The organism is Marinobacter denitrificans, from assembly GCF_008795955.1.
Taxonomy (GTDB): Bacteria; Pseudomonadota; Gammaproteobacteria; order Pseudomonadales; family Oleiphilaceae; genus Marinobacter; species Marinobacter denitrificans.
In genome coordinates, this window is the sequence record NZ_VMHN01000007.1 from 148,672 (window position 1) to 160,979 (window position 12,308).

Here is a 12,308-nt window from a genome sequence, read left to right on the forward strand (position 1 = left end):
AGGCTCTGAATTCATCAAAAGAACAAACCCGGCTACATCCCTGCCAGCGAGTCAGAATTGTCACTTTTTCCTGTGTTGATTTCAATGATTTGATTAGAATGTTTTTGTCACAGAGGGCTGTTTTGATCTGTGTCACTACAGCCCGGACACGCCATATATCGCTGTGCCCGGGCCTCCCCGTTCGCTCAGGCCCAGGCTCTTTTCAGAACCGCCCGGGCGTCTTCCAGCGTCACTTCTTTCGGGTTGAACATCATGGAACCGTCATCCATGGCCATCTCGGCAATGGTGTCCAGTTGGTGCTCTTCTACAGTGCCGGTTTCTTTCAGGGTACGGGGCAACTTGCAACGCTTGAACAGTTCATCACGCAGCTTGCGAAGAGCGGAAATACTGGCTTCGGCGCGGCGACTGGCCGGGGTGGCGGCATAAACCTCCGGCCCCTCGATATAAAGCAGCAGTTCGCCCAGCGGGCCCCGGATCGTCTCCAGGTTGTATTCCAGAACGTAAGGCAGGTAAAGGCTCATGCACAACCCGTGGGGCAGGTGACAGATGGCACCGGTGGCATGGCCGAGGGCATGAACAAGGCCGACCATGGAGTTGGAGAACGCAATGCCGGCCATGGTTGATGCCTGCGCCAGCTCCAGCCGGCCGTCACTGTCCTTGGGATTGTCCATTACTTTCAGCAGTGACGCGCTGATTTTCTTGATCGCGGCCGTTGCATAGGCATCACTGAGCGGGTTCTTCGCCATGCAGGTGAACGCTTCCGTGGCATGGGTCATGGCGTCCATTGCTGTTGCCGCAGTAATGTGCGGCGGCAATGTAAGCGTCATTCTCGGGTCGATAACCGCGGCGTTGGGCAGCAGGAATGACGAGGTGAATGGCAGTTTTACGGACTTGGCCGTGTCGGTTATTACTGCAACGGAGGTGACTTCAGATCCGGTGCCGGCAGTGGTTGGTACCACCAGAAATGGCTTAAGCGGGTGTTTGATAATGCCCGCGCCGCTGTACTCGGCAATATTGTCGCCACCTTCAGAGACCAGGATGTTCACCGCCTTGGCGGTATCAATGGCGGAGCCACCACCCACCGCAATGAGAGAGTCGCACTTTTCACGGCGGTAGATCCCGGCAATATCCTTCACCACGCCGGTGGAGGAGTCTGGCGGAACATCATCGTAGATACTGATGATTTCCAGGCCGCTTTCTTCACAGGCAGCAATGACCGGGTCAAGCAGGCCAGCGGCGCGAACGCCTTTGTCGGTCACAATCATCGGACGCTTGGCGCCCAGGCCGGTCAGTTCATAGGGAATGTGTTCCAGCGCCGCTTTACCGGCAATTACCTTAACCGGGCAGAAAAACTCATAGTATTGGTTGGTCATTATGCTCTCACCGTCTCGACAAAATTGGATGCTACCTTGAGGTAAATACGAGCCGCACTGAAGAGTTTCTCGGGCAGGTGCAGGTTCGAGGGGTATTCCTTTACGGCACGTTCTGCCACCAGTTTGGGCAGAATGAAGGTTTCAAGCCGGTTCAGAATCCTGGTCATGCGGATTGCATAACTGATATCCCCATCGACCAGCATGCGGTCGTTGGCAAAGGCTACGGACGTTTTCTCCTGGAATGACAGAACCAGAAAGGCATGGGCAATGTGCTTGAACTGGATGGACAGGTCGACTGGCCGGGGGGCGGTGTTCCCATGGTAGTGGAATCGGCCATTGCCGATGTGCTCCACAATAAGCCGGGAACCGTCAGGCATCACCATCATTTCAAACAGGAAGCCGTCGGGCAGGGCCCGGGCTTCCTTCTGTACGGCAGCGTCAATTTCGCTGACGGCCTGAAGCGCGCGCCCCATGACCTGGAACATCAGCTCCACATAAAGCCGGCGGGCCTGGAAGACCATCGGCTGGATACGTTTCGCGAGCATGGCAATCGTCCGATTGTTGTTTCGATATCTCGATTTTTAGAGTTATTGCTCTAAAAGTCAATGCGGACGATGACGTTAGTTTTGCGTCAGTTGGGCCAGCTTCTGTTTTGCCTCCTGCGCAATCTCGCCTTCAGCCTCTGCCGCGGTGCTGTAATACTGGATAGCGTCCTCCCGGCGATCCTGCTGTACGGCAATATCGCCCAGTCGCAGATAGGCAATTGATGTTGGTACGGATTCGTTGGCCTTGTTCAGGCGCTCCTTTGCCTTGTCCAGTTTTTCCAGCCCGAGTGCATTCAGGCCACTGTGGAGCTGATAGGTGAACATTTCAGGGTAAAGAGAGGTGGCTTTGTCAAAGTCCGCTTCGGCTTTTTCCGGGTTCTCCTGGGCCCGGTAGATACGACCGCGCAGGGAATAGAATGCCGCTTCCTCTGGCTCGATCCGGATGGCTTCGTTCACCTTGGCCAGCGCCTGATCGAGCTTGTCGTCACTGGCGAGTTTCAGGGCTTCGTCATGGGCATCGTAAGCGGGCTGCAGACTACGCAGAAGTTCCGTTTTCTTCTGGTACTCTTCACGTCCGCGATAGCCGCCAGCACCAATCTTGTCGACCAGCTCCTGGTTCTCCCGGACCCGTTTCTGTGACGGCGGGTGAGTGGCAAACATGCCTTCGATAAAGCTGGTTTCCCGGCCTTCAGAGAGTTTTACGAAGAGTTCCTGGAGCTCCACTGCCGCCTGAGGGTCATAGCCCGCCTCTTTCATATAGCGTATGCCGTAATGGTCTGACTCAAGTTCATCGCCCTGGCTGTACTGTGCAAGGGCGAGCTGGGCGCCCATGGCGGCTCCACCCATGATCAGCCCGGCCCATTCATTATCTGAAAGTGCGAAACCCAGTCCCGCCACACCGGCGCTGATCAGCATGCCTTGCTGCATTCTTTGCACGCTGTGACGTGCGGCAGCATGCACAATTTCATGGCCAAGCACCGACGCCAGCTGGGCTTCGTCTTCAAACTCTGTCAGCAGGCCGCGGTTGATCGCGATTTTGCCACCGGGCAGTGCCCATGCGTTCGGCACACTGCTATTCAGAACCACGAATTCGTAGGGGAGGTCTGGGCGGTCGCTGACCTTTGCCAGTTTCTGGCCCACCTCCGCAACGTACTGGTTCAGGTCCGGGTCCAGGTAAAAGCGGCCACCCTGGGTCTGCTGGGTTGGCTTGTATTGTTCGCTGCCGATGGACAACTCCTGGCTTTCCGGAATCAGCGAAAGCTGCTTCTTTCCGGTAACAGGATTGGTTGAGCATCCGGAAAGAATGGCCAGCACAATAATAACGGTGAGGTATCGTAATCCAGCGTGGATAGTCACGGGTAGAGCTCCTTGGTCGATTCCCTGGGCGACACTCCGGTTCGGTTATATCGCCTTTAATACGGTTAGTTACGTTTATACCATATCCCCGGTGCATGCGGTGTTACTACAGCGAAGGGCCTGCTTTCTGGAGGGTGCTCCGCGGTTGCGTTATCATTATCGTTTACTCCTCCTTACTCATCATTACCCGGAACCCTCTCATGGGCAATTATCTGGAGCTGATCGCACTCGTGTGGTTTTTGGTTTGCTGGCTCGGCTATACCGAGTACTCCAAACGCAAGGCCAATGATCGCCCGTGCCTGTCCAATACGTTGGACCTGTACCGGGAAGACTGGATGCGGGTGATGCTGAAACGGGATAACCGTATATCGGATGCCTCTGTGGTAGGCAATCTGGAACGCAATGGCGCCTTCTTTGCCTCCAGTTGTCTGCTGATTCTGGCAGGCATTATCACTGCCCTGGGCTATACCCAGGAAGTAATGGAAGTGTTCAGCACCATGCCGTTCGGAACCCTGCCCAGCCGCGAAATCTGGGAAATGCGGATGCTGGTACTGATGGTGATCTTCATCTACGCCTTCTTCAAATTCACCTGGTCGATGCGCATGTACAACTTTGTGGCGGTGCTGATTGGCAGCGCCCCGCTGACAACCGATACCAAAGCCAGCCCTGCTTCACGGGAGGCATTCGCCAAGAGTGCAGGCAACGTCTGCAACATGGCCGGAGATGCGTTCAACCTGGGCTTGCGCTCCTACTACTATGCTCTGGCCGTGGTGTCCTGGTTTATTCACCCCGTGGTATTCATGGGGGCCTCCACCCTTACTGTGATCGTCCTGTACCGCCGGGAGTTCCGTTCAGACGCACTGCTGGCACTGCGTTCCGGAAAGACGTTCGAGGAACCTGCGCCCAGGCAGGACACCGATAAAGAAACCCACAACTGATCTGACGAGCCATACTTTATGAACGATTCCATGAGAATGGACCGTGTTCGCCGTTTTATAGAAACCCTCAACCAGGGCAGAGAGCTGGGCCTGACCGTAATATCAGCCAAACAAGGTCAGCTGACCCTGTGTCTGCCCTATAGCGACCGGATCATCGGCAACCCGGATACTGGAGTAATCCATGGCGGCGCCATCACCACACTGATGGACACCGCGTCGGGATCGGTGATCATGTGTGCCCTGGAGGACTTTGAGTTGTGCCCGACCCTGGACCTGCGAGTGGACTACATGCGACCGGCGGAACCCCATAAGCCTGTCTTCGCCCGCGCAGAAACCTACAGGATTACCCGCAATATCATTTTTACCCGCTGCGAGGCATTTCAGGACCCGGGTGAGACCATTGCCAACTGCGTAGGTACTTTCATGCGTATCGGCAAGGAAGCCATGCCCAAGTCTTTCCGTGACCTTATCGAAGGGGGAAAAGAATCATGAATCCCGACATCCTCCGCTTCACACAGGAAACGGGCGATTTCTCCCGTATGCTGGAAAGCATTCCCTACGCCATGTTCATTGGACTTGAATGCGATCGCTTTGGTGACGACCTGATTTTCCGCCTGCCCAAAAAGGAGGAAAACCTGGGCAACCCGGTTCTGCCCGCCATTCATGGTGGGGTTATCGGTGGTTTTATGGAACTCTCTGCGGTGATCTATCTGATGATGTCCCAGGAAACCCTGCGCATGCCACGGATTGTGGATTTTTCCCTGGATTATCTGCGTGCGGGCCTGAACCGTGAGACTTTCGCCGAGTGCCAGCTCACCCGCCAGGGCAATCGCGTGGCCAACGTGATGATCACAGCCTGGCAGAAATCCCGCTCCCAGCCTATTGCTACCGCCCGGGCCCACTTCCTGTTGGAAGACTGAATTCATCTGGTCGGGGTTGAAATGCCCCGGATGAACCCCATTTCCGAACTCAGCATATTAAGCATTGGTGCAGGCGAGCAGTTGAGGATGGGTTTACGAAACACGCCTCGAGACGTCCCTGTGCGGCTCGGGCTCCGCCATCCATGGCTCCGCACGGTTTCGTAAACCCATCCTCAACTGCTCGCTCCGGCTTCGGTGCTAGAACGGAGACTACTCCACAGTTGGGTGGGGTGGCTGGGTAAACCTTTCCAAAACCCTGCGGAGCCATGGATGGCGGAGCGGAGCGTACATGGACGTATTCACAGCGTGTTTTGGAAAGGTTTACCCAGCCGCACCGCTCCTCCGAACCTAAACAGCAGGAGACAAAGCAAGCCATGACGGTTGAATCGCAAAAAGAGACGTTGGGTTTTCAGACCGAGGTTAAGCAACTGCTTAACCTGATGATTCATTCCTTGTACTCGAACAAGGAAATTTTCCTTCGTGAGCTGATTTCAAACGCGTCGGATGCAGAAGACAAGCTGCGTTTTGCTGCGTTGAAAGACGACAGCCTTTTCGAAAACGATCCCGAGCTGAAAATACGCCTGGACTATGACGCCGAAAAGAACACCGTCACCCTGTCCGATAACGGCATCGGCATGACCCGTGAGGACGTGGTTCAGAACCTGGGTACCATCGCCCGGTCCGGCACTGCCGAGTTTCTGAAACAGCTCTCTGGTGACGAGAAGAAAGACAGCAAGCTGATCGGTCAGTTTGGTGTTGGTTTCTATTCATCTTTCATTGTTGCGGACTCAGTGGAAGTTTTCACCCGCCGCGCCGGTGCGCCGGTTGAGGAAGGTGTGCACTGGGAATCCAAAGGCGACGGCGAGTTCACCATTGAGAATGTGGATCTTAACGAGCGTGGCACCAAGATCGTTCTGCACCTGAAAGACGACGCCAAGGAATTTGCCGATGGCTTCCGCCTGCGCAACCTGGTGAAGAAATACTCCGACCACATTTCGTTCCCTGTGGTGATGAAGTCCGAGTCCGAGGAAGAGGGCGAGAAGGGCAAGGAAGAAACTGTTAACGACGCAACAGCCCTGTGGACCCTCTCACGCAGCGAGATCAAGGACGAAGAGTACAAGGAATTCTACAAACACATCTCTCACGACTTTGAAGATCCACTGACCTGGTCCCACAACAAGGTGGAAGGCAAGCTTGATTACACCAGCCTCTTGTACGTTCCGGGCCGAGCGCCGTTTGATCTGTACAACCGGGAAGCACCCCGTGGGCTGAAACTGTATGTGCAGCGCGTGTTCATCATGGACGACGCCGAGCAGTTCCTGCCGCTGTACCTGCGCTTCACCAAGGGCGTCATCGATTCCAACGATCTGTCACTGAACGTTTCCCGCGAGATCCTACAGAACGACAGCACCGTGGACAGCATTCGTACTGCGGTTACCAAGCGGGTTCTGGACATGCTCTCGAAGCTGGCCAAAAAAGAGCCTGAGCAATACCAGCAGTTCTGGAACGAGTTCGGTACCGTATTGAAGGAAGGCCCGGCGGAAGATTTCAGCAACCGCGAGAAAATCGGTGGGCTGCTGCGGTTTGCCTCCACCCATACCGGTGAAGATGCCCAGAATGTGTCGCTGGATGAGTACATCGGCCGCATGAAAGAAGGCCAGAGCAAGATCTATTACATCACTGCCGACAGCTTCATGGCGGCGAAGAGCAGCCCGCATCTGGAAGTCTTCCGCAAGAAGGGCGTTGAGGTGCTGATCCTCTCTGACCGGATTGATGAGTGGATGATGGGCTACCTGAACGAATACGACGGCAAGCAGTTCCAAGACGTGGCACGGGGTGATCTCGACCTTGGCGAGGTGGAGACCGAGGAAGACAAGAAGCACAAGGAAGAGGCCGCTGAGGAACATAAGGATCTGCTTGAACGTATCAAGACGGCGCTGACCGACCGGGTGCAGGACGTGCGGGTCACCAATCGTCTGACCGACTCTCCGGCCTGCCTGGTCGTTGGCGATTTCGATATGGGCGCCCAGATGAAGAAAATCATGGAAGCTGCCGGCCAGAAGGTGCCCGACAGCAAGCCGATTTTTGAAATCAACGTGGACCACCCGCTGGTGCAGCGCCTGGAAAGCGAGCAGGGTGAGGACCGCTTCAAAGAGCTGTCTGCGGTACTGCTGGACCAGGCAACACTGGCCAGTGGTGAGCAGCTGCAGGACCCGGGTGCTTATGTGAGCCGCCTCAACCGCCTGCTGCTGGAACTGTCGAACTAAGGGTTCTATGCAGCAGATCATTGTGGACATCCAGATCAACCCTGACGAGTGGATAAAGCTCTACCAGGGCATTGCCACCGATGTCCACACCACGGCCCGGGACGGGCGTTCCGTCCGTTTCCCGGCCCGTATCCTCTCCCGTTTTTACCTCAATGACGGCATCCGCGGCAGCTTCCGGATTCTTTTTGACGACGCCGGGAAGTTCACCTCCATTGAAAGACTCTGATCAATCTGATCCTCCCTCTTATATTGGTTATTGCTAAAAACTTTCAGGTTTGTGTTTTTAATTAATTGTATTAAGTGATCTGCGCGGGGTTATTGTGGAAATGTTCCCGTTAAACAGGACAGGATCATTTGTGATATGCGGGAAACACGATAGGCATTCTCTATACGGGGCATAATAAATACTCAGAGTAGAGCACGTTATTTGTCCTATAGTTAGTGGTGCTAATAAAAGTAGTGTCGTTTTGCCAAAACCGAATCAGGAGAGAGAAATGACCCAGAACAACAGTTCAGGCGGAAAGTGCCCGGTCATGCACGGTGCCAATACGGCCAGCAGCCAGAATGTGACCGGCTGGTGGCCTGAATCCATCAACCTCGACATCCTCCATCAACACGATGGCAAAACCAACCCGATGGACGAGGATTTCGACTACCGGGAAGAAGTCCGCAAGCTCGACTTCGATGCAATCAAGCAGGACCTGCACGCCCTTATGACCGACAGCCAGGAGTGGTGGCCGGCTGACTGGGGTCATTATGGCGGCTTCATGATCCGTATGGCATGGCACTCGGCCGGTACCTACCGGATGGCCGATGGCCGAGGTGGCGGTGGTACCGGTAACCAGCGCTTTGCCCCGATTGCTTCCTGGCCGGACAACGCCAGCCTCGACAAGGCTCGTCGGCTGCTGTGGCCAATCAAGAAAAAGTATGGCAACAAAATCAGCTGGGCAGACCTGATGATCCTGGCGGGTAACGTTGCCTATGAATCCATGGGCCTAAAGACCTTCGGTTTCTCGTTCGGCCGGGAAGATATCTGGCACCCTGAAAAAGACATCTACTGGGGCGCCGAAAAAGAATGGTTGGCACCTTCCGATTCCCGTTACGAAGACGTCAGTAAGCCGGACACCATGGAAAACCCGCTGGCCGCGGTGCAGATGGGTCTCATCTATGTGAATCCCGAAGGCGTCAACGGTCAGCCGGATCCCATGAAGACCGCGGCCCAGGTGCGAGAAACCTTTGCCCGGATGGCGATGGATGATGAAGAGACCGCAGCACTGACCGTGGGTGGTCACACTGTTGGTAAGTGTCACGGCAACGGCGATGCCGGTGCCCTGGGTTCCGAACCGGAAGGGTCCGATGTGGTCGGCCAGGGTTTGGGCTGGGACAACCCCAACATGCAAGGCAGGGCGTCCAACGCTATTACCTCGGGGATCGAGGGTGCCTGGACCACCGAGCCGACCAAGTTCGATATGGGCTACTTTGACATGCTGCTGGATCACGAGTGGGAGTTGAAGAAGAGCCCTGCCGGCGCCAATCAGTGGGAGCCGGTGGACATCAGGGAAGAAGACAAGCCTGTGGACGCCAGCGATCCGTCCATTCGTCACAATCCGATCATGACCGATGCCGACATGGGCATGAAGGTGGATCCGACGTACCGCAAGATCCTCGAGGATTTCCGCAAGGATCCTGCGCGGTTCCAGGATGCGTTTGCCCGCGCCTGGTTCAAACTGACCCACAGGGATATGGGGCCGAAATCCCGGTACATCGGCCCGGAAGTGCCGGCTGAAGACCTGATCTGGCAGGATCCGATTCCTGCTGGCCCCACTGATTATATCGAAGAGGTGGTCAAAGAGAGGATTGCCGATGCCGGCCTGTCCATCAGCGACATGGTCACAACCGCCTGGGACAGCGCCCGTACCTTCCGTGGCTCCGATCTGCGTGGCGGTGCCAATGGCGCCCGTATTCGCCTTGCTCCCCAGAAAGACTGGGTTGGTAACGAGCCTGAGCGCCTGGCCAGGGTACTGAAAGTGTATGAGCAGATCTCTGCCGACACCGGTGCCAGCCTCGCAGATGTAATCGTACTGGCCGGAAGCGTGGGCATCGAGAGAGCCGCGAAAGCCGCCGGCTATGAAGTACACGTACCTTTCCTGAAGGGCCGTGGTGATGCCACTGACGAGATGACCGACGCTGAGTCCTTCAATGTGCTTGAACCGGTGGCCGATGGCTTCCGCAACTGGCAGAAGGAGAACTACGTAGTCAAGCCGGAGGAGTTGCTGCTGGATCGCGCCCAGCTGATGGGGCTGACCGCAACCCAGATGACCGTACTGATCGGTGGTATGCGGGTGCTGGGGACCAACCATGGTGGCTCCAAACACGGTGTGTTCACTGATAGGGAAGGCCAACTGACGAACGATTTCTTCGTCAATCTGACTGACATGTCCTACAGCTGGAAGTCGGTGGGCGAGAATCTGTACGAGGTTCGCGACCGCAAGACTGATCAGAAAAAGTGGACTGCTACCCGGGTAGACCTGGTGTTCGGTTCCCACTCCATTCTGCGCTCCTACGCTGAGGTTTATGCTCAGGACGACAATCACGAGAAGTTTGTCCGGGACTTCGTCTCCGCCTGGGCCAAGGTCATGAACAGCGACCGCTTCGACGTACCGGCATAATTTGCCAGTAACGTCGTAAAAACCGGCCGGGCGTCCTGATTTCAGGATGCCCGGCTACCAACTTCCCGCTAAATTCCTTACAATCCGCCCCGCCTGATTTTTGATCAGTCTCAATCTTTTCAGACTTTTTCTCTGCTGGAGCACCCATGCGAATCATCCTTGCCCCGATGGAAGGGCTGGTCGACGCACCCATTCGCGAAACCCTGACCAGGGTGGGCGGGATTGACCGCTGCGTGACCGAGTTCATTCGCGTAACCCATGGCATGCTGCCCCCGAGAGTGTTCTACAAGTACGCCCCCGAACTGCACAACCAGTCACTGACCGAAGTCGGCACACCCGTTGCGGTTCAGTTGCTTGGCTCCGACCCCCACCAACTGGCTCGCCACGGAGTGAAAGCCGCCGAACTGGGCGCCACTCAGGTGGATATCAATTTTGGCTGCCCCGCAAAAACCGTGAACAAGCACAAGGGGGGTTGCGTGCTGATGCGTGAGCCGGAACTGATGCATGAGATAGTGGCCGCGGTGCGCCAGGCGGTACCGGGCAACGTGCCGGTTACCGCAAAAATGCGTCTCGGGTACGACGACCGTTCCATGGGTGTGGCCTGTGCACAGGCTTTGGAAGCTGCCGGCGCCGAAGAAATTGTTATCCATGCCCGTAGCAAGGTCGACGGTTACAAGCCGCCTGCGTACTGGGAGGAAATTGCCCGCGCCCGGGAGGCAGTAAAAACCCACATCATTGCCAATGGAGAAATCTGGACAGTGGCGGATTACTGGCGCTGCCGTGAAGTCTCCGGCTGCGCTGATGTGATGATTGGCCGGGGCCTGATTGCGCGGCCGGACCTGGCCCGGCAGATAAAGGCCAGCCAGCAGGGTATAGCAGTACCGGATATGACCTGGCCGGAAGCCGTCGCCCTGGTTCGAGAATATGCCACCGTGCTGCAGGGCTGGCTGGAAGACCGCTACGTGACCGGTCGCATCAAGCAATGGCTCAATTTCCTTCGCCAGGGATTTGCCGAAGCCGAAGCACGGTGGCCAGAGGCCCGCAAAATCCGTCAGGTGGCGCCCATGCTGGCCTGCCTGGAACAGCCCGTGCCGGCCGCCGACTCCCGCGCCGCCTGAGGTCCTCCCCAAACGCAAGTCACCTCCGCTGGCTATACTGGTACCAATGGCTCTGCCGTTCGTATCAGTATTGCTATCAACAATAAAACAGGTGGGGAGGAGGGATATCATGTCGCAAAGTTATTTCCGCAACCGTTATTTCTACAAAACCGTGGCCGCCGTCGGGGCCGCTGCGTGCTTATTCGTAGGAGGAACCACGCTGGTCCAGGCTGGTGAGGGCGTCGTCAAAGTCACGCCCCTTGGCAGCCACGATGGCGAGTTCTGCAGCCGTGACCGGGCGCTGGTCTTTGAGGACCCGAGCGGTACCCGGATTCTTTACGATGCCGGAAGAACCGTTGCCGGCCCCGACGATCCCCGCCTGGGCAAGATTGATGTAGTCCTGGTTTCCCATATGCACGGTGACCACGTTGGTGACCAGCGCATCGAGGAGACCAACCGGGGCAGTTGCGGATCACCCGATACTGGTGTGTCGACATTACCGCAGTCCAACACGGTGGATATTGCGTTGAAGCATGAGGCGAAAATCGTGACCGGCAGTGAAATGCCTGCCTTTTTCGCCGCCAAACTGAAGGGCGGCGGTGGTGACGCCGAGAACTCTCTGCTAGTGCGTTTTGGTGGTAAGCGGGAAGTCGGCGGTGTGGCCATAACCACTGTGCCTGCCGTTCACAGTAACGGCGTCGCTCCCTCGTTCCTGACCGGGCCGCTGGCGGAACACCTTCAAGCGGCGGGTGTAGGCGCCAGTGTAGGGCCCCCTACCGGCTACGTGCTGACGTTTTCCAACGGGCTGGTGGTGTATCTGTCAGGGGATACCGGTATCACTGCCGAACAGAAACTGGTGGTTAACGAACACTACGGGGCGGCACTGGTGGTGATGAATATCGGTGACACCTTCACCACCGGGCCTGAAGAGGCTGCTTACGTGATCAACGACCTGGTTCGGCCCAAAGCTGTCATTGCCTCACACGCCAATGAGGCGGCCACGGAGAATGGCGCGGTGCGCGAAAACACACGTACCGCGAAATTTGTCAGCCTCTCTTCCGTACCGGTTCACGTTCCTTTGAGCGGGAAGACCATGAGCTTCGATGGCAGCGCCAGTTGCACGGAAGGCTGTTAGATCAGTGA

At 56.5% G+C, this 12,308-nt stretch carries 11 protein-coding genes; 8 read left to right on the plus strand and 3 right to left on the minus strand.

The features are described 5' to 3' along the window. Positions 1-185 precede the first annotated feature (185 nt). From FO268_RS17520 to FO268_RS17530, 3 genes are all read right to left on the minus strand, one after another. Entirely contained in the window at positions 186-1,373 is a 1,188-nt protein-coding gene (locus FO268_RS17520) for an iron-containing alcohol dehydrogenase (RefSeq protein WP_150994525.1), read from the minus strand. Then, complete coding sequence (locus FO268_RS17525; protein WP_150994526.1) at positions 1,373-1,918, minus strand: hypothetical protein; 546 nt, start codon at positions 1,916-1,918, stop codon at positions 1,373-1,375. Before FO268_RS17525 ends, FO268_RS17520 begins: the two co-directional genes overlap by 1 nt. 75 nt (positions 1,919-1,993) lie before the next feature. Beyond that, the gene (locus FO268_RS17530; RefSeq protein ID WP_150994527.1) at positions 1,994-3,274 is read right to left on the minus strand and encodes a M48 family metalloprotease; all 1,281 of its coding nucleotides are present in this window, start codon (positions 3,272-3,274) and stop codon (positions 1,994-1,996) included. Between the two features lie 200 nt (positions 3,275-3,474). On the opposite strand from FO268_RS17530, the gene FO268_RS17535 reads away from it, so the two are divergent. The 8 genes from FO268_RS17535 to FO268_RS17570 all read left to right on the plus strand — a co-directional run bounded on the left by FO268_RS17535 (position 3,475) and on the right by FO268_RS17570 (position 12,300). Further along, the gene (locus FO268_RS17535) at positions 3,475-4,212 is read left to right on the plus strand and encodes a DUF599 domain-containing protein (protein WP_150994528.1); all 738 of its coding nucleotides are present in this window, start codon (positions 3,475-3,477) and stop codon (positions 4,210-4,212) included. A gap of 18 nt (positions 4,213-4,230) precedes the next feature. Continuing rightward, a complete protein-coding gene (locus tag FO268_RS17540) occupies positions 4,231-4,704 on the plus strand; it encodes a PaaI family thioesterase (RefSeq protein WP_150994529.1) in 474 nt (157 codons plus the stop codon). Next, on the plus strand, positions 4,698-5,132 hold the full coding sequence (locus tag FO268_RS17545; protein ID WP_150994530.1) for a PaaI family thioesterase: 435 nt from the start codon (positions 4,698-4,700) through the stop codon (positions 5,130-5,132). Before FO268_RS17540 ends, FO268_RS17545 begins: the two co-directional genes overlap by 7 nt. Before the next feature lie 374 nt (positions 5,133-5,506). Then, positions 5,507-7,399 carry a molecular chaperone HtpG gene (htpG, locus tag FO268_RS17550; protein WP_150994531.1) on the plus strand — a complete coding sequence of 631 codons (1,893 nt, stop codon included), beginning with the start codon at positions 5,507-5,509 and terminating at the stop codon, positions 7,397-7,399. Between the two features lie 7 nt (positions 7,400-7,406). Further along, a complete protein-coding gene (locus FO268_RS17555; RefSeq protein WP_150994532.1) occupies positions 7,407-7,625 on the plus strand; it encodes a DUF2835 domain-containing protein in 219 nt (72 codons plus the stop codon). A 268-nt stretch (positions 7,626-7,893) separates the two neighbouring features. Further along, on the plus strand, positions 7,894-10,068 hold the full coding sequence (gene katG, locus FO268_RS17560) for a catalase/peroxidase HPI (RefSeq protein WP_150994533.1): 2,175 nt from the start codon (positions 7,894-7,896) through the stop codon (positions 10,066-10,068). A 146-nt stretch (positions 10,069-10,214) separates the two neighbouring features. Further along, complete coding sequence (locus tag FO268_RS17565) at positions 10,215-11,186, plus strand: tRNA dihydrouridine synthase (protein ID WP_150994534.1); 972 nt, start codon at positions 10,215-10,217, stop codon at positions 11,184-11,186. 109 nt (positions 11,187-11,295) lie between these two features. Then, positions 11,296-12,300, plus strand: coding sequence for an MBL fold metallo-hydrolase (locus FO268_RS17570; RefSeq protein ID WP_150994535.1), 1,005 nt, complete (start codon positions 11,296-11,298; stop codon positions 12,298-12,300). The last annotated feature ends 8 nt before the right edge of the window (positions 12,301-12,308 follow it).